The following is a 22047-nucleotide window of genomic DNA, read 5'->3' on the forward strand; positions in this document are numbered from 1 at the left end:
CGCTCCAGGCCTTGTGGGACGCGCCCGAAGGGAGCCCCCTTGGGCGCCAATAACCGCGTTGCATCGCTTGCCAAGGGCTACGGCCATTGCCGGCGCGATGCGCCTTGTTCTTGGCGCCCAACGGGGCTCTGAAACGCAACGGACTTTCCAAACAGGACACTAGGCTCAGGCCGGGCTGGTTGTGCCCTTATTATTACCGCTAGTGGGCTTGGATTCAGCCTTTTTGCCCTCGGTGCCGGTCTTTTTGCTGTCGCCACCGCTCTTGGCGTCACCGCCGCTTTCACCCTTATCGCTCTTCGCGCTCGAGTCGGCAGCGTCACCGGCGAGGTTTTTCTTGCCGTCTTTCTTGAAGTCGGTTTCGTACCAGCCACCGCCTTTGAGGCGGAACGCCGCGGCCGAGACCAGCTTGCGAAGCGCTGAGGCGCCACACTTCGGGCAATCCACCAGCGGCTCGTCAGAGATTTTCTGCAGCGCCTCGAGCTCGTGCCCGCACTCCTCGCAGCGGTATTCATAAAACGGCATTGACAGTCCCTCGCTTGCGGTCGATGTCAGGCAGATGGGGCCTGTGCCGAACCCGTTCAAGCTCAATCCGGTTCAGCTGCAGGCCAAAGCCCCGAACGCTGAGCTCAGGCAGCCGAAGCCTGTGCTTTGCCGAAGATCAGTCCGTTTTCATCGACATGCACGTCAACCACCTCACCCGGCGCAAACTCGCCCGCCAAAATCTTCTGGGCGAGCGGGTTTTCCAACCCGTTTTGAATCGCCCGCTTCAGCGGCCTGGCGCCGTACACCGGATCAAATCCGGCCTGTCCAAGCCAGTCGAGCGCAGCGTCAGAGATCTTAAGCGACAGCCCGGCTTCGTTCAGACGCCGTCCCAGCGATCCAACCTGAATCGCCGCGATCGCCCGGATCTCGTCCGCGGAAAGCGGGTGGAACACCACCATTTCGTCGACACGGTTGATGAACTCCGGCCGAAAGTGCTGGCCGACTATCTCCATCACGGCAGCCCGCATGCGGTCGTACTGCGCCTCGCCGGATAGCTCCTGGATAACCTGGGACCCGAGGTTTGAGGTCATGACAATCACCGAGTTGCGGAAGTCCACGGTGCGGCCCTGGCCGTCGGTCAGCCGCCCGTCGTCGAGCACCTGCAGCAGGATATTGAAGACATCGGCATGCGCCTTCTCCACCTCGTCGAGCAGAATCACGCTGTAGGGTCGTCGGCGTACCGACTCGGTCAGGTAGCCCCCCTCCTCGTAGCCGACGTAGCCGGGGGGTGCCCCGATCAGCCGGGCCACCGAGTGCTTTTCCATAAACTCGGACATATCGATGCGCACCATGGCGTCTTCGGTGTCGAACATGAATTCGGCCAGCGCCTTGCACAGCTCGGTCTTCCCAACGCCGGTGGGGCCCAGGAACAGAAACGACCCGTTGGGCCGGTTCGGGTCCGACAGGCCGGCGCGAGACCGACGGATGGCGTCGGCAACAGACGTCACGGCCTCGTCCTGCCCAATCACGCGCTTGTGGAGCTCCTGCTCCATGCGCAGCAGCTTCTCGGGCTCACCTTCCAGCATGCGATTGACCGGAATGCCGGTCCAGCGGGAAACCACTTCGGCGATCTCTTCATCCGTGACCTTGCTGCGCAGCAGACGGGTCTCCGCTTCGCTGCCGGTCGGCTGGCTGGCTTCCGCCAGCTGCCGCTCCAGCTCAGGGATCTGCCCATACTGGAGCTCCGACATGCGAGCCAGATCCTGGGCCCGGCGCGCGGTCTCCAGATCCAGCCGCGCCCGCTCGAGGGCTTCTTTGATCTGCGTTGAGCCCTGCACGGACGCTTTCTCGGAGCGCCAGATTTCCTCCAGATCAGCAAACTCTTTCTCGAGCCCGCCGAGCGTTTCTTCCAGCTCTTCCAGGCGTTTGACCGTCGCCTCGTCGGTTTCCTTTTTCAGCGCCTCACGCTGGATCTTCAGCTGGATGATCTTGCGCTCCAGCCGATCCATGACCTCAGGCTTGGAGTCGATCTCCATGCGGATTCGCGACGCGGCTTCGTCCATCAGATCGATGGCCTTATCGGGCAACTGGCGGTCGGTGATGTAGCGATGAGACAGCGTTGCCGCGGCAACCAGGGCCGGATCGGTAATGTCCACACCATGATGGACCTCGTAGCGCTCCTTGAGGCCGCGCAGGATGGCGATGGTGTCCTCGACGCTCGGCTCGCCGACAAACACTTTCTGGAAGCGCCGCTCCAGCGCCGCATCTTTCTCCACATACTGGCGGTACTCATCGAGCGTCGTAGCGCCGATGCAGTGGAGCTCACCGCGAGCGAGTGCCGGCTTCAGCATGTTGCCGGCATCCATCGAGCCTTCGGCCTTGCCCGCACCGACCATGGTGTGCATCTCGTCGATAAACAGGACCACCTGGCCTTCCTGCTTGGCCAGATCGTTCAGCACCGATTTCAGGCGCTCTTCGAATTCCCCGCGGAACTTGGCGCCGGCAATGAGGGCACCCATGTCCAGCACCAGCAGGCGCTTGTCCTTCAGGCCTTCAGGCACCTCGCCGTCAACGATGCGCTGAGCCAGTCCTTCCACGATGGCGGTTTTACCCACCCCCGGCTCGCCGATGAGTACCGGATTGTTTTTGGTCCGGCGCTGCAGCACCTGGACGGCCCGACGGATCTCCTCGTCCCGTCCGATCACCGGATCGAGCTTGCCCTGCTCAGCGCGCTCGGTCAGGTCGATGGTGTACCGCTCCAGCGCCTGGCGCTGATCTTCGGCGTTGGCGTCGTCCACCTTCTGGCCGCCGCGCCACTCGTCGATCACCTTGTTGATTGCGTCCACGTTGGCGCCCGACTCTTTGAGCAGCTGCGCCAGTTCGCCTTTGCTCGCCAGCACGGCGAGAATGAACAGCTCGGACGTGAGGTACTGGTCGCCGCGCTCCTGGGCGAGCTTGTCGCAGACGTTGAGCAGATTGACCAGGTCGTTGCCCAGATTGACCTGCCCGTCGTTGCCCGAAACCTTCGGCAGCGCCTCGAGCATTTCGCCGAGCCGAGACCGGAGTCGATTGACGTTCACACCCGCCTGGGCGAGCAGCTGGCGCACCACGCCGCCCTCCTGATCGAGCAGCGCCGTGAGCAGATGAGCCGGCTCGATCGTCGCGTGATCGCGGCCGACCGCCAGCGACTGCGCGTCCGCTAGCGCGAGCTGGAATTTGCTGGTCAGCTTGTCCATTCGCATGATGAGAGTTCCTCCAGAAAATGCTTTGGCGGCACCCAACAATGCCGCGAGATACCAATGATCTGGCGCCATATGACAGGTCTTTCAAGCAGTATGAGACCGCTCGGCGACGACCAGTGTCGCCGCCGTATACGACCGGCTGGGAAGGATGCGGTCGGGTACCTAATCCGATCCGAAGCGAGTGTCCGCAGGTAGAAGGACGTCAGCTCACCGTGGGCTGGCCGAGGCGGTCGGTCAGCAGCGAAATGCCGGTCGCCATGCGACCGGTTGTGCGGTCCCGTCGGTAGGAGTAGAACCGATCAGCGTCTTCGTAGGTGCACAAGCCGCTGGCGTAGACGTTGTGAAACCCAGCGCGCGCCAGGCGGTTTGTCGCCAGACCCGGCAGGTCGGCCAGCCAATGGTTTTCATCGCGTTGGTCAAACATGGCTCGGTCGTCGGGCTGCTCATCGCAGAAAGCCATCACCACGTCTGCACCGACCTCAAAGTGCGCCGGGCCGATCGCGGGCCCAAGCCAGACGAGCGTCCGCGCGGGGTCAGCCGCCATGACGACCAGCGCCGCTTCGACCACGCCGGCGGCCAGGCCGCGCCAGCCGGCATGAACGGCGGCGACCCGACGGCGAGCGACGTCGCAGATCAACAGCGGCAGGCAGTCCGCGGTCAGTACCACACACTGCAGGCCGGGCACCGACGTCACTGCGCCGTCCGCCTCGGCCGGCACGGCCGCCAGGGCGGTGTCCGCGGCGAGCTCAATAACGCGATGTCCGTGTACCTGCTTGAGCCAGGTCGGCTGTCCGGGCACCGCCACCCTCAGGCGGCGCCGGTTTTCTCGAACCGCCGCCGGGTCGTCGCCGCCGGTCTGGCTGAGATTCATGCTGTCGTGCGGCGGGAGGCTGCCGCCGCCGCGGCGCGTGGTGCTGAAGGCGCTCACCCATGCCGGTGCCGGCCAGTCCGGCGTAATCAGCGACTCGGCGTCAAGCATCAGCCCGCTGCGCAGGATCACCGGCCACCGCCTCTGCCAGCATCGTCAGGTCCTCGGGGAGCGGGACCTCAAAACTGACGCGATCGCCGGTGCCGGGATGATCAAACGCCAGCCGGACCGCGTGCAGCGCCTGCCGGCGCAAGCCGCTTAACGCGTCCAGGAGCGCGTCACCCGCCCCCGCCGGGGAGCGCATTCGCCCGCCGTATTGGCGGTCACCGACGATCGGAAAACGCTGGTGGGACAGATGGACCCGGATCTGATGAGTCCTGCCGGTCTCCAGCTGAACGCCCAGCTCGCTGAAGTTCTTATATCGGTTAAGCACCCGGTAATGCGTCACGGCGGGCTTGCCGTCCCCCCGCACCGCCATCTTTTTGCGGTCAACGGGATGGCGCCCGAGCGGCACGTCGACCGTGCCGCCGCTGACCAGCCGGCCGTAAACCAACGTCCAGTAGCGCCGGCTGACCGTTCTCTCCTCGAGCTGGCGCACCAGCGAGCTGTGGGCCGTCAGCGTCCTCGCAACGACCAGCAGGCCGCTGGTGTCTTTATCGAGTCGGTGGACAATGCCTGCCCTGGGCAGTTTTTTCAGCGTGTCGTCCCGATGCAGCAGCGCATTCAGCAGGGTGCCATCAGCATGCCCGGCAGCCGGGTGAACCACCAGGCCAGGGGGTTTGTTTACGACAAAAAAGTGAGGGTCGGCGTGAACCAGGTCGAGCTCGAGTGACTGCGGCTGGTCATCGATCTGATTTTCCAGCGGCGCGTCGATACTCACGACCTCTCCGCCATAAAGGCGCTGGCTGGGTTTTGCGCGGGTGTCGTCGACCCGCACATAGCCCTGTTTGATCCACTGGGAGAGCTTTGAGCGGGAAAAGTCCGGCAGCGCTTTGGCGAGCAGCTGATCGAGACGCTGGCCGGCCGGGTTTTCCTGAGCCGTGAACATCTCGCTAATTCGGGCATCCGAAGGCAATTTCAGGAAGTCCTCCCGCTTTTCTCATCCCGGTGGACCGCATTCTGGCGAATCACCGGGCGAGGTTGCGCGTTTTTTTGCCATGAAGAGGCAAGTTTTTGGTTATCATGACCGGCTGTTCCTCTGGTCATCCCGTGATTCGATGTCGGAAAAGCCTTCACTCCACCCAACAACAGGCCGCTCATCAAAGACCCATCTGGGTCAGCTCGCTCAGCTCTGCCTGATCCTGCTGCTGACGGCGCTGCTGAGCGCGTGCGGTTCTGACGGCGAGGAGCGCGAGGATAACACCATCACCGCGAGCGAACTGTATGAGCGGTCCAAGCAGTCGCTCGACAACGGCTCCTATGACCGGGCCATTTTTCAATACCGGCAGCTGCAGTCCCGGTTTCCCTTCGGGCGCTACGCGGAGCAGGCCCAGCTGGAGCTGGCTTACGCTTACTACAAAAACTTTGAGCCCGACCTATCGGTCACCACGCTCGATCGATTTCTTCGGACCTATCCGACTCATGAACACGCCGACTACGCCCACTACCTGAAGGGACTGGTGAGCTTTTCTCGTAACCGGGGATTGCTGGGCCGACTCCTCAACGTGGATTCCAGTACCCGTGACCTGGAATTTGCGCGAGCGTCGTTCGCCGCGTTCGGCGAGCTGGTGCAGCGCTATCCCAACAGCCAATATGTTGAGGATGCGCGAGAACGGATGCTCTTTCTGCGTAACGAGATGGCTGGCTACGAGATCGCCGTCGCTGAGTACTACTATCGCCGCCGGGCGTACGTTGCGTGCGCCAATCGGGCCAAATATGTGGTCGAAAACTTCCAGGAAGCCCCGCAGGCGGGTGATGCGCTGGCGCTGATGAGCCAGGCCTACGACAAGCTCGAGCTCGCCCAGCTGTCAGAAGATGCTTACCGGGTGCTGAAGATCAACTACCCGGAGCATCCCTATCTCACCGGTCGCTATGAGAGCGAAGGCTGGCTGGCGCGTTTGTGGCCGTTTGACTGATCTCAAAGAGCAGCTCCGCTGGCCACTCGCCGGTGGTCGACAGGCAAACCTTCCGCCCTTTTAAAACGCAACTCTCCCCTTTGCTGGGCTCCGGTGCTCGCCGAGCGCCATCTCCCGATACATGGGCCTGCGGTTCTGCTGCTAATAGGTCCATCGCTGAGTCCTCCCATAATCCCGTCAGTGGATCAGCCAGCTGCTGATCGCCCAAGCGGTGACAATCTGGGTCGCCAGCAGTGCCGCTAGCCCTACCGCCATACCGATCGAATGGATCCAATGAGTTTTCTTTTCAGCTTGTAAATTCATGGCTGCCTCCAACTGATGTTTTTTCACCATGGAGCTATTTTCCGTTTTGAGGCCCATCCCGTCTGTCAAGCGAGTGACATTGCGCTGTTTGCAGCCACTTCTCCCGCTATCGGCAGCCTGGTGCAGCGCCATTTTTTTGGTCTCAAACCGCCCTTTTATTGCGTCGCTTCAAATTCCTTTCTTTTAAGTTATTGTTTTAATAGCAATATATTATTCTATGTTGCACTGCACAAAAAAACGTGTATCTTTTGCAGTGCAAAAAGAAACCGCCACCCACAGCCGAAGGATTTATACGATGAGCGTATTTTCAGAAAACCTCGAAGCTTTCACCGACCTGCAGAAGCAGGGCATGGAGCCCGTGCGCCAGTTCACCGGCATCGCCGTTGAGACCTTTGAAACCCTGGCCCGCAAAAACTACGCCCTCGCCGGCGACATGCTGGAGTTTGCCGTCTCACAGGCCAAGCTTCCGGTGGATGTTAGCGAGCCGAAGGAGCTGTTCGAGCGCCAGGTCGCCGGCAGCAAAGCGTTTTCCGAGCTGCTGACCAGCCGCGCCAACGAGTACGTTGAGCTGGGCAAAGCCTTCCAGGAAAAGGCTTCCGGTCTGGTCAACGCGCAGGCTGCCAAGCCCGCAACTCGCAAGAGCAGCAAGAAAGCCGCCTAACTGAGGCACCTTGCGCTTCGAAGGCGCCGGCACACCCCGGCGCCTTCCCTTCTCAAAAAGGGTTTGCCGATTCGGGGCCCGAAAGACTGCTGGGTTAGAATAAGCGGCACCCATGCCCACACCCTATCTGGTAAAGAAATACGCCAATCGGCGTCTCTACGACACCCAGGCCAGCCGCCACGTCACGCTTGACGGCATTCGAGACCTGATTGTCGCCGGCAAAAACGTCAAAATTGTCGACGACGCCAGCGGCGAGGACCTGACCCGCGGTCTGCTGCTTCAGATTATCGCCGACCAGGAACAGGCCGGCCGGCCGATCCTTGACGCTGAACTCCTGACCCGCCTGATCCGCCTCTACGGCAACCCGATGCAAGACCTCCTCGGAGAATTCCTGCTCAAAAGTTTCGACAGCTTTATGTCGCAGCAGTCCAAACTGCAGGATCAGATGCGCGCAGCCATGGCCGCAACCCCGCTGGCCACGCTGCAGGAAATGGCCAGCAGCCAGATGAAAGCCTGGCAGGACATGCAGCAGGCCCTCCTGGGTACCGCCCGAAATCCGTCCGCCTCGGACGACGCAGGCCCCGACGAACCCGATCACAACGATTCAACGCCCGATAATCCAAGATCTTAAACAACGGAAAGCACCATGGCAGAGCAAGACAGCAGCGCGAGTTTCGAGGAGATGAGCGCAGAGTTCATGAAGATCATGGAGAAGAACCAGCAGACGTTCGCTGAGCTTCTCGCGTCTCCCCAGGAAACGCTGAGCGCCATGATGGACCCCTTCAACGCGTTGTCCTCGTTCGGCGAGGGAATGCGCCAGCTGGCCATGAACCCCCAGAAGCTCATGGCAGCCAATCTCGACCTGTGGCAGTCGCACATGAACCTCTGGCAAGAGACAACGCGCAAAATGATGGGCCAGGAGTCTTCGCCGGTGGCCGAGCCGACCAAGGGCGACCGGCGCTTCAAGAGCGCCGACTGGGACGAACACGGCGTCTTCGACGTGATTCGCCAGTCCTACCTGATCACCAGCCAGTGGCTGACCAAAACCATGTCGGACATCGACGGGCTCAGCGAAGATGACGCCCGCAAGATTCAGTTTCACACCCAGCAGATGGCCGACGCTATGTCGCCGAGCAACTTCTTGATGACCAACCCGCAGGTCATTAAAGAAACCGTTGCCAGCGGCGGCCAAAACCTCATTCGTGGGATGCAGAATCTGCAACGCGATCTGGAGGCTGGTGACGGGCAGCTCAAGATTACGATGACCGACCAGGATGCGTTTCAGGTCGGTGAGAACATCGCCACCGCGCCGGGCAAGGTGGTGTTTCAGAACGACATCGTACAGCTGCTGCAGTTTGAGCCTTCGACCGAACAGGTCTATGAGCGGCCGCTGCTGATCTTCCCGCCATGGATCAACAAGTACTACATTCTGGACCTGCAGCCGGAAAACTCATTTATTCGCTATGCGGTGGGTCAGGGCTACACGGTGTTTGTTGTGTCCTGGGTGAATCCGGACAGCCGGCTGGCGGAAAAGACCATGGACGACTACCTCCGCGAGGGCATCCTCGCGAGCATGGACGCCGTTGAAGCGGCCAGCGGAGCCAGAGAGATGTCGGTCATCGGCTACTGTATCGGCGGCACGCTGACCGCCGCGGCTTTGGCTTACCTGGCTGAAAAAGGAGACGAGCGGATCAAGGCAGCAACTTTCTTCGCTGCCCAGGTCGACTTTTCCGAAGCGGGTGACCTCAAGGTATTCATCGACGAAAAGCAGCTCGAATCGCTGGATCAGCGTATGGCAGAGCACGGCTATCTCGACGGCGAGGCCATGTCCAACGCGTTCAACCTGCTGCGGTCCAACGACCTGATCTGGTCCTACTACGTCAACAACTACCTGCTTGGCAAAGATCCGATGGCCTTTGATTTGTTGTATTGGAACGCTGACGCAACGCGCATGCCCCGCGCGCTGCATATGTTTTATCTCCGCGAGATGTACCTGAAAAACGCCCTGGTACAGCCGGGAGGCATCAGTTTGGGCGGTGTGCCGATCGACCTGACGAAAATCAACATCCCGATCTACCTCCAGGCGGCCAAAGAGGATCATATCGCGCCTTACAACTCGGTCTTCAAGGCCAAAGGCCTGTATCAGGGTCCGGTGCGTTTCATGCTCGCAGGCTCCGGCCACATTGCCGGTGTGGTCAACCCGCCCTCGGCCCAGAAATACAACTACTGGATGAATGAGGCACATCCCGCGGACCTCGATGAATGGGTAGACGGTGCAACCTCACACCCCGGGTCATGGTGGCCCGACTGGGACCGCTGGCTGTCGGAACTGTCCGGTTCCAAGGTTGGCGCCCGCCAACCGGGCGACGGCAAACTCCCGGCGCTCGAAGACACCCCGGGATCTTTTGTCAGCGTTAAGAGTTAACGAATTTCTTGGCCGCTGGACTTCTTCAGCGGCCCTCGCAAACCACAAGGAAGCGATATGGAACTAAGAGAAAAAACCATCGTGATCACCGGTGGTGGCCGCGGCCTGGGTGCCGCCATGGCCACCCGGCTGGCGGCCGCCGGTGCCCGGCTGGCGCTGGTGGATTTGGATCCGGAAAGCCTGGCCAAGACCCAGGAGGCCTGCCTGGCCGCCGGGTCGGACAAGGTGGAAACCTACGAGGTGAACGTGACCCAGGAAGACGCGGTTGTAGATCTGTTCGATCGTATCAACACCGAGTTTGGCGCCGTTCACGGCCTCGTAAACAACGCGGGCATCACCCGCGATGCGCTGACGCTCAAGTACAAAGACGGCCAGCAGGTCGCAAAGATGTCGATCGAGCAGTGGCAGCTGGTGATCGACGTTAATCTGACGGGTGTTTTTCTGTGCGGCCGGGAGGCTGCGGCGAAGATGATCGAAGGCGGCAGCAAAGGCTGCATCATCAACATCTCATCGATTTCCCGCGCCGGCAATATGGGCCAGGTGAACTATTCGGCCACCAAGGCCGGCGTGCAGGCGATGGCCGTAGTCTGGGCCAAAGAGTTTGCTCGCTACGGGATCCGCGCTGCGTCGGTTGCACCGGGCTTTATCGGCACCGACATGGTGCTGGCCATGAAACCCGAGGCTAGAGAAAAGCTGACCAACATGATTCCAGCACGCCGAGTCGGTGATCCCGACGAAATCGCCAGCACCGTGCAGTTCATCTTGGAAAACGACTACGTCAGCGGCCGCTGCTTCGAGATTGACGGAGCGCTTCGCCTATAGCAATCGAGGACCCCGGCGGGCGGCACCACCCGGTGTCGTCAGCCGGCGGTCTGCGGGCCCTGATGGGATCGGGTGCGACGAAGCGCTGCGCGCCAACCTTCGAGCAGTTCACCACGCAGGCTGTCCGTCATCCGAGGCTCGAAACGCCGCTGCGGTCGCTCCAGCTGGCTTAGCGCGGTCAGGCCCGGGTAAACCCCGCCCGCAAGTCCAGCCAGCAATGCGGCGCCCAGGGCCGTGCTCTCCAGCAGCTCCGGTCGCTCCACCGGACCATCGAGAACGTCGGCCAGAAACTGGCAAAGCCAGCTGTTCCTGACCATACCGCCGTCGACGCGGAGCAGATCGCCCTCCTGTCCGTCTCGACCCATGGCGTCGAGCAGACCGGCGGTCTGATAGGCGACCGACTCCAGCGCGGCCCGCGCTAAATGAGCGCGACCGGTATTTCGCGTCATGCCAAGCAGGCTGCCGCGAGCTTCCGGATCCCAGTGGGGGGCACCCAGCCCGGTGAAGGCCGGCACCAGGTAAACGCCGTCGTTACCGTCCAGCTCGGCGGCGAGCGCCTCGGTCTGGTCCGCATGGCTGATCACGCCGAGCTGGTCACGCAACCATTGCACCGCTGCGCCAGCCACAAAAATAGACCCTTCCAGGCCATAAACCGGCTGCCCGGCAAGCTGGTAGGCAATCGTCGAGAGCAGCCGCTGGTTGGAATGGACCTGCTGCGACCCGGTATTCAGGAGAACAAAACAGCCGGTGCCGTAAGTGCTTTTGATGGTACCGGGCGAGGTGCAGCCTTGCCCGATGGTAGCGGCCTGCTGGTCGCCGGCAACGCCCCCCAGCGGAATGGCCTTGCCGAACAGGTCTTGGTGCAGCTGGCCGTAGTCGTCGGCACAGTTGTGGACCGACGGCAGCAGCTCGCGAGGCACGTTAAACGCCGCCAGCAGACGGTCGCAATACTCACCGCGACGAATGTCGTACAGACTGGTGCGGCTCGCGTTGGTGGCGTCGGTCTGGTGGCGACCGCCCTGATTCATGCGCCAGATCAGGAAGCTGTCCACCGTGCCGGCCGCGAGCTCACCCTTGGCCGCACGCTGCCGGGCACCCGGCACGTGATCGAGAATCCAGGCGATCTTGCTGGCGGAAAAATAGGGGTCGAGCAGCAGCCCGGTCTTTTCGGTCAGTTCCGGCTCGAACCCCTCAGCACGGAGCGCCTCGCACACGGCCGCCGTGCGGCGATCCTGCCAGACGATCGCGGGGTAGATGGCCGCGCCGCTGCTGCGCTCCCAGACAATCACCGTCTCTCGCTGGTTGGTAATGCCGGCGCTCTGGACCTCCCACCCCTCGGCGCGGGCGTCCAGCATCGCGGAGCGGATGACCCTTAATACCGACTGCCAGATATCCTCGGGATCATGCTCGACCCAACCGTTGGCCGGGTAGTGTTGGGGAAACTCACTTTGAGCGCTGGCGATCAGTTCGCCGGCGGGGCTGAAGACCAGCGCCCGGCTGGAGGTGGTGCCCTGGTCGATCGCCAGCAGCGCCGCTCGGCCCACTAAGCGTCGCGCCAGCGATTGCTGATCGGGTAGCGGCGATCACGGCCGAAAGCCCGGGGGGTGACGCGAACACCGGGTGCACTCTGCCGACGCTTGTACTCGTTGATCAACACCAGCCGCGCGACCTTGCGCACCGTCGCTTCATCAAAGCCCGCCGCCATAATGTCCTCCACGGACTCATCGCGCTCCACGTAACGAGCGAGAATCTCATCGAGCACCGGGTAAGGCGGGAGCGAGTCTTCGTCTTTCTGGTCCGGCGCCAGTTCCGCTGAGGGCGGACGGTCGATGACCTCCTGGGGAATCGCCATGGAGATCTCGTTACGGTAGACGCTGAGCTCGTAACACAGCGTTTTGACGCAGTCTTTGATCGGCGCATAGCCGCCGCACATGTCGCCGTAGATGGTGCAGTATCCGACCGCCACTTCACTCTTGTTGCCGGTGGTCAGCAGCATGGCGCCGTACTTGTTCGACAATGCCATCAGCAGGTTGCCTCGGCAGCGGGCCTGAAGGTTCTCCTCCGTAATATCAGGCTCCGCATCACCGAAGACGGGCGCCAACGTCTCCAGAAACGCTTCGAACGGCCCCTCGATCGAAAGCACGGTGTGTCGCACGTTCATCCACTCACACTGCTGCCTGGCCAGGTCGACACTCAGCTGGGACGTGTGGCGGGAGGGCATCATGACCGCGTGGACGTTCTCAGCGCCAAACGCGTCGACGGCAATGGCAAGCGTCAGCGCACTGTCGATACCGCCCGAAAGACCAAGCAATACCTGCTGAAAGCCGCTCTTGTGAACATAATCGCGGGTGCCGCGTACGAGCGTGTCGTACACGCCCTTGAGCGGCAGCTCCGGTCCATCGGGCTGCCAGCCATGCGCCGCAAAGCGGCTGCCGTCAAAGCCGAAGCGAAAAATTCCGTCATCGTAAGGTTCGGTCGGACCGGTCAGCGCCCCGTCTGGCGTGACTGCAAAAGACCGGCCGTCGAACACCAGCTCATCCTGGCCGCCGACCAGGTTTGCGTAGAGGATTGGCTTGCCGGTTTCCCGGGCCCGGAGCCGGAGTGCACCTTCGCGTTCGTTGCGCTTATATACGTGATAGGGCGAAGCGTTCGGCACCACAATCAGGTCACAGCCGTCCGCTGCGGCGTTCGCGGCCGGCGCAGTCTCCCAGATGTCCTCACAGATCAGCACCCCCACCCGGTGACCCTGCAGCTCGACCGTCAGCGCGCCTGTGCCCGGCTGAAAGTAACGCTTCTCGTCGAAGACCGCGTAGTTCGGCAACGCCTGCTTGCGATAGTGGCCGAGCAGCTCGCCGTTTCGGATCCAGCTCACCGCATTAAAAAGCGCGCCGTTTTCCAGCAGCGGATGGCCAAGCAGCACGTCCGGCCCCTGAATTTCGCTGATGAGTTGGTCCAGATGCTGCTGCGATGTCTCAAGGAAACCATGGCGGTACAGGAGATCTTCCGGCGGATAGCCGGTCAGCGTGAGTTCCGGAAACAGCACGAGGTGAACCGATTCGTCCACCTCAGCCAAGGCCTGGCGGACCCGCTCGGCGTTGCCGGCCACGTCGCCCACCGGGAAGTCCCGCTGGACGGCGGCGACGATCAGCTCACCGGGTGACGGCACCGCGCGGTCAGGCCCTGTCGGAAGCTCGGGCTACCACTTACCCCGCCATCTTCTCAGCAAGCGCGGTGCCGAGGTCAGCCGGTGACCGGACGGTTGTCACGCCCGCTTTCTCCAGCGCCTCGAACTTCGCTTCCGCCGTCCCTTTGCCCCCGGCGATGATGGCGCCCGCGTGGCCCATACGCTTGCCGGGCGGCGCGGTGACGCCGGCGATGTAGGAAACCACCGGCTTGGTAACGTATTCGCTGATGAACTCAGCGGCGTCCTCTTCCGCGGTGCCGCCGATTTCGCCCACCATGATGATGCCTTCGGTCTGCTCATCGTCTTGAAACAGCTTCAGGCAGTCGATAAAGCTCATCCCGTTGATCGGGTCACCGCCGATGCCGATACAGGTGCTCTGCCCCAGGCCGGCCAGCGTGGTTTGATGCACCGCTTCATAGGTCAGCGTGCCGGAGCGCGAGACCACACCCACCTTACCCGGCGAGTGGATCTGACCGGGCATAATGCCGATCTTGCACTCCCCCGGGGTGATGATGCCCGGACAGTTCGGCCCGATCAGCCAGGTGTCTTCCATTTGTTCGATCACGGCTTTGACGCGCATCATATCGAGCACGGGCACACCTTCCGTAATGCAAACGATCACCCGAACGCCGGCGTCAGCGGCTTCCAAAATAGCGTCAGCGGCAAATGGCGGCGGGACGTAAATCACGCTCGCGTCCGCGCCGGTCTCCGCCACGGCCTGCTCCACGGTATCGAAGACCGGCAGGTCCAGGTGTGTGGTGCCGCCCTTGCCCGGCGTGACGCCGGCAACAAGCTGGGTTCCGTAGGCCAGAGCCTGCTCGGAGTGAAAGGTGCCCTGGCTCCCGGTCAGTCCCTGGCACAGCACTTTGGTATCTTTGTTGACTAGTACGCTCATGAGGAATTCCTTAGCCGGCAGCCGCGACGGCCTTCAGCGCGCCGTCGTTCAAGTTAGCTGCCGAGGTGATTTCCAGATCACACTCGTCCAGCATTTTTTGCCCCTGTTCCGCGTTGGTGCCTTCCAGTCGCACCACCACCGGCACCTGGACGCCCACCTCCTGGTAGGCCGTGATCACGCCCTGCGCAATCAGATCGCAGCGCACGATGCCGCCGAAAATATTGACCAGGATCGCTTTGACGCCGTCGCTGGCGGTGATCAGCTTGAAGGCCTCAGCCACCCGCTCCGCCGTGGCGCCGCCACCAACGTCCAGGAAATTGGCGGGCTCACCGCCGTTCAGCTTGATCACGTCCATCGTCGCCATGGCGAGCCCGGCACCGTTGACCATGCAGCCGATGTTGCCGTCGAGCGTGACGTAGCTCAGATCGTGCTCAGCCGCCCGGGCCTCCGTCGGATCTTCCTGCGTGACATCGCGCATCGCGACGAGATCCGGGTGGCGGAACAGGCCGTTGGAGTCGGCGTTGACCTTCGCGTCCAGCGCAAGCAGGTTCCCATCGGCCATCACCACCAGCGGGTTGATTTCCACGAGCGACAGGTCCTTTTCGCGAAACAGCCGATCCAGCCCCTGCATGATGGCGGTCAGCTGGCGGACCTGCTTGCTGTTGAGGCCCAGCGCAAAACCCATTTTGCGACACTGGTAGGGCTGCAGGCCTTCGGTGTTGTCGACCTCAACGCTGAAGATCTTGTCGGGCGTTTCGGCGGCCACCTGCTCGATGTCGACGCCGCCCGCGGCTGACCCGATAAAGGTGATGCACTTATTGGCGCGATCGACCAGCACACTCAGATAGAGCTCCTGGTCAATATCGATCCCCTCAGCGATCAGCACTTCGTTGACCGGCATGGCCAGACCGCCGGTCTGATAGGTTTCGATGGTCATGCCGAGCATGTTGCCGGCCAGTTCCCGCACTTCATCAATCGATTTGGCCAGCTTGACCCCGCCGGCCTTCCCGCGCCCTCCGGCATGCACCTGGGCCTTGACGACCCAAACCTCGCCGCCGAGCTCCTCGGCGCCGGCTACCGCCTCATCTGCGGTCTTTGCCACCACGCCGCGCGGCACCGGCAGGCCGTACGCAGCGAACAGGTCTTTCGCCTGATACTCATGAAAATTCATTAATCGTCTGATCCTTAAGGTTTCACGACTGGATGCGGAGGCCGACCGGGTGGACCGCTTGATCAGTCAGGTCACCCGAAGCCGACGTCGTATTGTCGCCCAACACCGCAAGCATGTACAAACCGGGTTATAGTCAGCAGGCAATCGATTTTCAGCGCCATAGACCTTGAGCGAACTCCGCCCCCGAATCAGCGATCAGCTGTTCATCAACGACCTGGTTTCCGCCCAGGCCATGGACTACCTGAACCTATACCGCTGCTTTGTGGCCGTGCTGTTTGCCGGCCTGCTCTTCACGCCGATTTTGACGGACACGGTTAGCGGCGAGGCTCGCCAATGGGGCCAGGTGATCACCTGGGCATTTATCTTTTTTGCCCCGGTCCAGCTGTACCTCGGTCGAACCCGCCGCGGTGCGCTGCTGTTTCGCTCGGCCGTTGGTTTCGCGTTCGATATTGTCGGCACCATGCTCATGATGACCGCGCTGGGCGGACTCGACAGCGGCATGGGCACACTGCTGGTGGGCTCAACAGCCGTTGCGGGCGTGGTCTTTCCTCTCAAGATGGGTCTGTCGGTTGCCGGCCTCGCGGCCCTGGTGCTGCTATGGCAAACCCTGGTGCAGGTGATCGACGGTACACAGACCTTCTCCACCCTGGCGCCGGCCGGCAGCCTGGGCGCCACGTATTTTGTCACCACGCTGCTCGGGCATTACCTGGCCCGGCGCTCCCGCGAATCTCAGCAGCTGGCGGTGCAACAGTCGGTCGACCTGGCCCAGCTGTCCCGGCTCAACCAGCTGATCGTGGCTCGGATGCGCACCGGAATCCTGATCGTGGACCCGGAGGAGAGCTGCCACGTGATGAACGATGCCGCCTGGTATCTGATGGGCATGCCCCCTAGCCGGGTCGGCGAGCTGGTTGAGCTGGCGCCCGAGGTTCTGGAAAACCTGCGCCACTGGCAAAAAACCGGCCGCCACCGGAATGAGTCGCTGACCCTCGCCAATGGGGTCCCCGCTGTGGTGCCGCGCTTCGCGCGTCTCAGCGCCTCTCAGCAGTCAGAGACGCTGATTTTTCTCGAAGACAGCTCGATCGTTTCGCGCCGAGCCCAGGAGATGACCCTTTCCTCTCTGGGACGACTATCGGCGACCATCGCCCACGAAATCCGCAACCCCCTGGCGGCGATCAGCCATTCAGGGCAGCTGCTGGCGGAGTCGGATCAGCTGGTGGCCGCCGATCAGCGGCTCACCGAGATCATCCTGCGCCACTGCCGCCGCATGAACGACATTATCGAAAACGTGCTGCAGCTGGCCCGGCAGGAGCCGCCCCGACCCGAGTCGCTGCGCCTGAAAGACTGGCTCGAAAATTTTGCGTTTGAGCTGCGGCGCGATCACGAAATGGGCGACCACAGCGTTCAGGTGGCCGTTGAGGACGCGGACCTAACCGCGCTCGTGGACCCCAGCCAGCTCCAGCAGGTGCTTTGGAATCTGTGCCAGAACGCGTTTCGCTACGGCCATGCGCCGGATCAGCCGGCGATGGTGACGCTGGCCGCGCGAGCCACCGATGACCTGAAATCGCCGCTGATCGAAGTGTCAGATCAGGGGCCGGGAGTCCCCGAGGCACAGCGGCAGCAGATTTTTGAACCGTTTTTCACCACGGCCAGCGACGGCACGGGCCTGGGACTGTACCTGTGTCAGCAGATCTGCGCCTCAAACCAGGCGATCTTGGAATACCAAGTCGGCGAGGAAGGCCACGGCAGCCTGTTTCGCATCTCACTTCAACGACCGGCTGGGGCGGAGATGGACGCTTGACGGCAGATGTTGCCGTAACTGGGCCTGATCCTTGCATAAGTCATCCCCATGGACGGCAATATTCACAGGGAAAATGGCGAGATGAGTAACCCGCTGGCGCTGATCATCGACGACGAGCCCGATATCCGGGAGCTGCTGGAAATCACCCTCAACCGCATGGATGTGGACGTCAAAACCGCGGCGAGCTGCGGCGATGCGCGAGACCTTCTGGGCGATCACCGTTTCGATCTGTGTTTTACAGACATGCGGCTGCCCGACGGCAACGGCATCGAGATTGTGCGGCACATCAGCAAGCACCACCCGGGGCTGCCGGTCGCGATGATCACCGCGCACGGAAACACCGAAGCGGCGGTTGAAGCCCTCAAGTCTGGCGCCTTCGATTTTGTCTCCAAACCGGTTGACCTTGGCGACCTACGGACCCTGGTCAGCACGGCGCTGAAGGTTCGCAAGCTGCCCAAGGAACAAGAGAGTGGCCAGAAGAACGACCTGCTGGGCAGCTCCAGCCAAATTCGAGCGGTACGCAAGCAGATTGAGAAGCTTGCCCGGAGCCAGGCGCCGATCCATATCAGCGGGGAAAGCGGTGTCGGCAAAGAGCTGGCGGCGCGCATGATCCACGAGCGCGGACCGCGCGCCGCTGCCCCTTTTGTCGCCGTCAACTGTGGAGCGATTCCCAGCGAGCTGATGGAAAGCGAGTTTTTTGGACACAAAAAGGGCTCTTTTACCGGCGCCAGCGCTGACAAGCAGGGGCTTTTCGAGGCCGCCACCGGCGGCACCATTTTTCTCGACGAAGTCGCGGACCTGCCCCTGCAGATGCAGGTCAAAATGCTGCGGGTGATCCAGGAAAAATCGGTCCGACCGATCGGCGCGACCCAGGAGCGTCCGGTGGACGTACGGATTCTCTCGGCAACCCACAAGAATCTGATGGGACTGGTGGAGTCCGGGGACTTTCGACAGGACCTCTACTACCGGATCAACGTCATCGAGCTGCGCATGCCTAACCTTCAGGAGCGGCCGGACGACATCAAGCTTCTGGCGCAACACTTCCTGACCCAGATCGCCGGCGAGTGGGGTATGGAGCCGGTCACGGTCAGCGAGCCGGCGATGCGCGCCCTGACGGACTACGCGTTTCCCGGCAACGTGCGGGAACTGCGCAACGTGCTGGAACGAGCTGTGACGCTCTGCGAGGACGACATCATCCAACGCTCCGATCTGCAGCTCCAGCCAGCTGAAGCGACCCCCAGCGGCAGCCTGTCGGATGAGATCGCCCAGCGTGGCGATGTGCCGCTGGAGGAATTCATCGGCAACATCGAGCGCGACGCGATCATGCAGGCGCTGGAGGAAACCCGCTTCAACAAGACCGCTGCGGCCAAGAAACTGGGCATCACGTTCCGCGCGCTGCGCTACCGCCTGAAGAAACTGAACCTGGAGTGACCATATGTGACGCTGAGCGTCACCATGTGACCTTCATCTCACTTAGCGGCCGGACGAAGGTCCCGATCCACAGTGTGAAACCGGTCACAAGCTGTGTCATCAAAATCCATTTTTTTCCGTGATATCAGCTAGTTAACACTTGGTAACATAACTTGGCACGGTCCCTGCTTTATTCCTCCCGAGTCTTGTCGAGCCGCGCTGTCGGGTGACCCTTAAGCGCAAGGAAGCTCAAACGGGGGCCACCTCGGCCAGCTCATTAAACTTGATTGTGTTTTTACTTTGAGAGGAAATTTACGTCATGCGTAAGCAACAAAAAGGTTTCACCCTGATCGAACTGATGATTGTTGTTGCAATCATCGGTATTCTGGCCGCAATTGCTATTCCGGCCTACCGCGACTTCCAGATCCGTTCCAAGGTCTCTGAGATCCTGGCCGCCATGGGCGCTTGTAAGACCACGGTTGCTGAGTTCTACGAGTCAAACGACGGTTTCACCAACCGCCTTGGCGCGCCGATCGATCCGAACATCTGCCAGGACGACGCCGGCGCTGGTAACCGCTCACGTCACGTTCTCTCCATGGTAGTTGCTGCCGACGGCATCATCACTGCCCAGGAGCAGAACACCGGTGCGCTGCCCGTGAACGGCACCATCGAGATGGCTCCGGTCGACAACGCCCAGGCCGCTATTCCGATCGCTGGTGGCACTGACATCTACGAGTGGATCTGCGGCGGCGGTGGTTCAACCATCGAAAACCGCTATCGCCCGGGTTCTTGCCAGGGTTAAGCCGGCAGGACCAACGCAACACGGACCGCCTCCTTCGGGAGGCGGTTCCACATCACCCGCTGCCGCTGCAGGAGACGACATGAGACAAAAGGGCTTCACACTGATCGAACTGATGATTGCCGTCGCGATCGTCGGGATCCTGGCAGCGATTGCCGTCCCGGCCTACCGAGACTTTCAGGTTCGAGCCAGGGTAAGTGAAGTTCTGGGGTCCATGGCCGCGTGCAAGCTATCCGCCATCGATTTCTACAACGAGAACAATGGCTGGAATCAGATCAACACCGGCGTCAACATTCAGGCTTTCGGACTCTGCGACAACAACGGATCGCGGCACGTCCAGGCCAATGGCACCACCATCGGTCCAGCGGGGATCATCACCGCGCTGACGCAGAACCTCGGCGCAGGCATCGCTGATGGACAGGCGCTGACCATGAGCCCGATTATCCAGGGCGTCGAGATTCGCGGATGGGTCTGCGGCGATCCGGCTGACGGAACAACGCTCACCCCCCGCTACAAGCCTGGCTCCTGCCAGGGCTAACAGCGCCACGGGGACGAGGCGACCTGCCCAACCGCCCGTCCAGACGGCGTTCAGTAACAATCCGCCACAAGGCGACCCTTACTTTCTGACGCGTCAAGTAGTAACCTTAGCTTCCGTTCGGAACATATTGATTTGAGGGCAATGTTATGGCTGCCACAGGGGCTTCAACCATCTCGCTTAGCGGATTGGCTCGCCGGCTGGTAGCCGAGGAGTTGATCTCCGGCGCGGACGCAGCCAGCGCGCAGGAAAAATCCACTCAGCAGAAGCTGCCGCTCGTCACTTATCTGGTCGAAAACGGCATCGTCGACTCCGGCGATATTGGCCGCCTGGCCTCCGAAGAGTTTGGTATTCCCCTGTTTGACGTTTTGGCCCTGGACTTGTCCCAGGCGCCGGTCAAGCTGGTATCAGAGAATCTGATCAACCGTCACCGCGCACTGCCGCTGTACAAACGCGGGAACCGTATGTATGTCGGTGTTTCCGACCCAACCAATCTGCGGGCACTCGACGAAATCAAGTTCCACGCCAATCTGGCCGTGGAGGCAATCTTGGTTCGCGACGACGAGCTGGGCGTTGCGATCGACAACGCGCTCAGCGCCGCCGATGAGATCATGGAGGATCTGGGCGACGAGGAAGGCCTGGACGACGTCGATTTCACCGACACCGACGATCTTCAGCACGAAGATTCGGGAGGCGTTGAGGCCGGCGGCACGGACGACACGCCCGTTGTCCGGTTCGTCAACAAGGTGCTGCTCGACGCGATCAAGCGTGGCGCGTCCGACATTCACTTTGAACCCTACGAAAAGAAATACCGCGTGCGCTTCCGCATGGACGGCGTGCTCAAGCAAATGGCGTCCCCACCGGTGAAGATGACGCCGCGGCTGGCCGCGCGCCTGAAGGTCATGTCCAGCCTGGATATCGCCGAAAAACGGATTCCGCAGGACGGCCGGATCAAGCTGAATATCTCAAAAACCCGCGCCATCGATTTCCGGGTGAGCACCTGCCCCACGCTGTTTGGGGAAAAGATTGTGCTGCGGATCCTCGACGCATCTGCCGCCAAGATGGGGATCGACAAGCTCGGCTATGAGGAAGAGCAGAAGGCGCTGTTCCTGGACGCCATTCACAAACCCTACGGCATGGTGCTGGTCACCGGGCCGACCGGCAGCGGCAAAACGGTCTCGCTGTATACCGCGCTCAACATTTTGAATACCGAGGGCCGCAACATCTCTACGGCCGAAGACCCGGTTGAAATTCGAGTTTCCGGAATCAACCAGGTTCAGCAGAACACCAAACAGGGCATGACGTTTGCCGCCGCGCTCCGGTCCTTCCTGCGCCAGGATCCGGACGTGATCATGGTCGGGGAGATCCGTGACCTGGAAACGGCCGAAATTGCCATCAAGGCCGCACAGACCGGTCACATGGTGCTCTCCACCCTACATACCAACGACGCGCCGCAAACCATCGCCCGACTGATGAACATGGGCATCGCGCCGTTCAACATCACCTCTTCCGTCACGCTGGTCATCGCTCAGCGTCTGGCCCGGCGACTTCATGATTGTAAGATCCCGGCCGATGTTCCGGAGGAAGCGCTGCTGGCCGAGGGCTTCAGCGAGGACGAACTGCAGGATCTGACCGTGTTCGAGCCCAAGGGCTGCACCAGCTGCAACGAAGGCTATAAAGGACGTGTGGGTATCTATCAGGTGATGCCCATCACAGAATCGATCCAGCGAATCATATTAGCTGGCGGGAATGCACTGCAGATCGGCGATCAGGCCAAAGAGGACGGCATTGGCGATCTGCGCGTGTCTGCGATGAACAAGGTCCGCGAAGGCGTGACCGGCCTCGTGGAAATCAACCGAGTGACGAAGGACTGAACC

At 61.6% G+C, this 22047-nt stretch carries 19 protein-coding genes; 10 read left to right on the forward strand and 9 right to left on the reverse strand.

What is annotated here, in order from left to right; genetic code table 11:
* Positions 1 to 165: 165 nt before the first annotated feature.
* From AAF358_25555 to rluD, 4 genes are all read right to left on the reverse strand, one after another.
* Positions 166 to 522, reverse strand: coding sequence for a zinc ribbon domain-containing protein (locus tag AAF358_25555; protein MEM7708941.1), 357 nt, complete (start codon positions 520 to 522; stop codon positions 166 to 168).
* A 104-nt stretch (positions 523 to 626) separates the two neighbouring features.
* A complete protein-coding gene (gene clpB, locus AAF358_25560; protein ID MEM7708942.1) occupies positions 627 to 3218 on the reverse strand; it encodes an ATP-dependent chaperone ClpB in 2592 nt (863 codons plus the stop codon).
* Positions 3219 to 3426: 208 nt separating this feature from the next.
* Entirely contained in the window at positions 3427 to 4224 is a 798-nt protein-coding gene (pgeF, locus tag AAF358_25565; GenBank protein MEM7708943.1) for a peptidoglycan editing factor PgeF, read from the reverse strand.
* Positions 4196 to 5140 (reverse strand): 23S rRNA pseudouridine(1911/1915/1917) synthase RluD, encoded by a 945-nt coding sequence (gene rluD, locus AAF358_25570; GenBank protein ID MEM7708944.1) that lies wholly within the window; start codon positions 5138 to 5140, stop codon positions 4196 to 4198. The genes pgeF and rluD overlap by 29 nt, the downstream gene beginning before the upstream one ends.
* Positions 5141 to 5309: 169 nt before the next feature.
* On the opposite strand from rluD, the gene AAF358_25575 reads away from it, so the two are divergent.
* Positions 5310 to 6167, forward strand: coding sequence for an outer membrane protein assembly factor BamD (locus tag AAF358_25575; GenBank protein ID MEM7708945.1), 858 nt, complete (start codon positions 5310 to 5312; stop codon positions 6165 to 6167).
* Positions 6168 to 6344: 177 nt separating this feature from the next.
* On the opposite strand, the gene AAF358_25580 is transcribed toward AAF358_25575, so the two are convergent.
* Complete coding sequence (locus AAF358_25580) at positions 6345 to 6602, reverse strand: hypothetical protein (protein MEM7708946.1); 258 nt, start codon at positions 6600 to 6602, stop codon at positions 6345 to 6347.
* 163 nt (positions 6603 to 6765) lie between these two features.
* Between AAF358_25580 and AAF358_25585 the strand changes: the two genes are divergently transcribed.
* The 4 genes from AAF358_25585 (at position 6766) to AAF358_25600 (ending at position 10378) form a co-directional block, all read left to right on the forward strand.
* On the forward strand, positions 6766 to 7131 hold the full coding sequence (locus AAF358_25585; protein MEM7708947.1) for a phasin family protein: 366 nt from the start codon (positions 6766 to 6768) through the stop codon (positions 7129 to 7131).
* Positions 7132 to 7243: 112 nt separating this feature from the next.
* Positions 7244 to 7762, forward strand: a complete 519-nt coding sequence (gene phaR, locus AAF358_25590) for a polyhydroxyalkanoate synthesis repressor PhaR (GenBank protein MEM7708948.1) — start codon at positions 7244 to 7246, stop codon at positions 7760 to 7762.
* Between the two features lie 15 nt (positions 7763 to 7777).
* Entirely contained in the window at positions 7778 to 9556 is a 1779-nt protein-coding gene (phaC, locus tag AAF358_25595) for a class I poly(R)-hydroxyalkanoic acid synthase (protein ID MEM7708949.1), read from the forward strand.
* Positions 9557 to 9613: 57 nt separating this feature from the next.
* On the forward strand, positions 9614 to 10378 hold the full coding sequence (locus tag AAF358_25600; GenBank protein MEM7708950.1) for an SDR family NAD(P)-dependent oxidoreductase: 765 nt from the start codon (positions 9614 to 9616) through the stop codon (positions 10376 to 10378).
* A 38-nt stretch (positions 10379 to 10416) separates the two neighbouring features.
* On the opposite strand, the gene glpK is transcribed toward AAF358_25600, so the two are convergent.
* The 4 genes from glpK to sucC are packed head-to-tail and all read right to left on the reverse strand — an operon-like array spanning position 10417 to position 15628.
* Entirely contained in the window at positions 10417 to 11922 is a 1506-nt protein-coding gene (gene glpK / locus AAF358_25605) for a glycerol kinase GlpK (protein ID MEM7708951.1), read from the reverse strand.
* A complete protein-coding gene (locus tag AAF358_25610) occupies positions 11922 to 13544 on the reverse strand; it encodes an NAD+ synthase (GenBank protein MEM7708952.1) in 1623 nt (540 codons plus the stop codon). Before AAF358_25610 ends, glpK begins: the two co-directional genes overlap by 1 nt.
* A 37-nt stretch (positions 13545 to 13581) precedes the next feature.
* Positions 13582 to 14457, reverse strand: a complete 876-nt coding sequence (gene sucD, locus AAF358_25615; protein MEM7708953.1) for a succinate--CoA ligase subunit alpha — start codon at positions 14455 to 14457, stop codon at positions 13582 to 13584.
* 10 nt (positions 14458 to 14467) lie between these two features.
* Complete coding sequence (sucC, locus tag AAF358_25620; protein MEM7708954.1) at positions 14468 to 15628, reverse strand: ADP-forming succinate--CoA ligase subunit beta; 1161 nt, start codon at positions 15626 to 15628, stop codon at positions 14468 to 14470.
* Between the two features lie 166 nt (positions 15629 to 15794).
* On the opposite strand from sucC, the gene AAF358_25625 reads away from it, so the two are divergent.
* The 5 genes from AAF358_25625 (at position 15795) to pilB (ending at position 22044) form a co-directional block, all read left to right on the forward strand.
* The gene (locus AAF358_25625; protein ID MEM7708955.1) at positions 15795 to 17426 is read left to right on the forward strand and encodes an ATP-binding protein; all 1632 of its coding nucleotides are present in this window, start codon (positions 15795 to 15797) and stop codon (positions 17424 to 17426) included.
* A gap of 81 nt (positions 17427 to 17507) precedes the next feature.
* Complete coding sequence (locus tag AAF358_25630) at positions 17508 to 18857, forward strand: sigma-54 dependent transcriptional regulator (protein ID MEM7708956.1); 1350 nt, start codon at positions 17508 to 17510, stop codon at positions 18855 to 18857.
* Positions 18858 to 19155: 298 nt separating this feature from the next.
* On the forward strand, positions 19156 to 19638 hold the full coding sequence (locus tag AAF358_25635; protein ID MEM7708957.1) for a pilin: 483 nt from the start codon (positions 19156 to 19158) through the stop codon (positions 19636 to 19638).
* Positions 19639 to 19717: 79 nt separating this feature from the next.
* Positions 19718 to 20173 carry a prepilin-type N-terminal cleavage/methylation domain-containing protein gene (locus AAF358_25640; GenBank protein MEM7708958.1) on the forward strand — a complete coding sequence of 152 codons (456 nt, stop codon included), beginning with the start codon at positions 19718 to 19720 and terminating at the stop codon, positions 20171 to 20173.
* A 146-nt stretch (positions 20174 to 20319) separates the two neighbouring features.
* Positions 20320 to 22044: a type IV-A pilus assembly ATPase PilB gene (pilB, locus tag AAF358_25645; GenBank protein ID MEM7708959.1), complete on the forward strand. Its 1725-nt coding sequence runs from the start codon at positions 20320 to 20322 to the stop codon at positions 22042 to 22044.
* Positions 22045 to 22047: the final 3 nt, after the last annotated feature.

The organism is Pseudomonadota bacterium, assembly GCA_039033415.1.
In the GTDB taxonomy this organism is placed as follows: domain Bacteria; phylum Pseudomonadota; class Gammaproteobacteria; order Xanthomonadales; family SZUA-38; genus JANQOZ01.

Bases quoted from the DNA above. Each gene is read 5' to 3' on its own strand.
- phaC (MEM7708949.1), top strand. From the start codon at position 7,778: ATGGCAGAGCAAGACAGCAGCGCGAGTTTCGAGGAGATGAGCGCAGAG.
- pilB (MEM7708959.1), top strand. From the start codon at position 20,320: ATGGCTGCCACAGGGGCTTCAACCATCTCGCTTAGCGGATTGGCTCGC.
- AAF358_25580 (MEM7708946.1), bottom strand. From the start codon at position 6,602: ATGGCGCTGCACCAGGCTGCCGATAGCGGGAGAAGTGGCTGCAAACAG.
- AAF358_25600 (MEM7708950.1), top strand. From the start codon at position 9,614: ATGGAACTAAGAGAAAAAACCATCGTGATCACCGGTGGTGGCCGCGGC.
- sucD (MEM7708953.1), bottom strand. From the start codon at position 14,457: ATGAGCGTACTAGTCAACAAAGATACCAAAGTGCTGTGCCAGGGACTG.
- rluD (MEM7708944.1), bottom strand. From the start codon at position 5,140: ATGTTCACGGCTCAGGAAAACCCGGCCGGCCAGCGTCTCGATCAGCTG.
- sucC (MEM7708954.1), bottom strand. From the start codon at position 15,628: ATGAATTTTCATGAGTATCAGGCGAAAGACCTGTTCGCTGCGTACGGC.
- AAF358_25575 (MEM7708945.1), top strand. From the start codon at position 5,310: ATGTCGGAAAAGCCTTCACTCCACCCAACAACAGGCCGCTCATCAAAG.
- clpB (MEM7708942.1), bottom strand. From the start codon at position 3,218: ATGGACAAGCTGACCAGCAAATTCCAGCTCGCGCTAGCGGACGCGCAG.
- AAF358_25555 (MEM7708941.1), bottom strand. From the start codon at position 522: ATGCCGTTTTATGAATACCGCTGCGAGGAGTGCGGGCACGAGCTCGAG.
- phaR (MEM7708948.1), top strand. From the start codon at position 7,244: ATGCCCACACCCTATCTGGTAAAGAAATACGCCAATCGGCGTCTCTAC.
- AAF358_25585 (MEM7708947.1), top strand. From the start codon at position 6,766: ATGAGCGTATTTTCAGAAAACCTCGAAGCTTTCACCGACCTGCAGAAG.
- AAF358_25640 (MEM7708958.1), top strand. From the start codon at position 19,718: ATGAGACAAAAGGGCTTCACACTGATCGAACTGATGATTGCCGTCGCG.
- AAF358_25635 (MEM7708957.1), top strand. From the start codon at position 19,156: ATGCGTAAGCAACAAAAAGGTTTCACCCTGATCGAACTGATGATTGTT.
- AAF358_25630 (MEM7708956.1), top strand. From the start codon at position 17,508: ATGAGTAACCCGCTGGCGCTGATCATCGACGACGAGCCCGATATCCGG.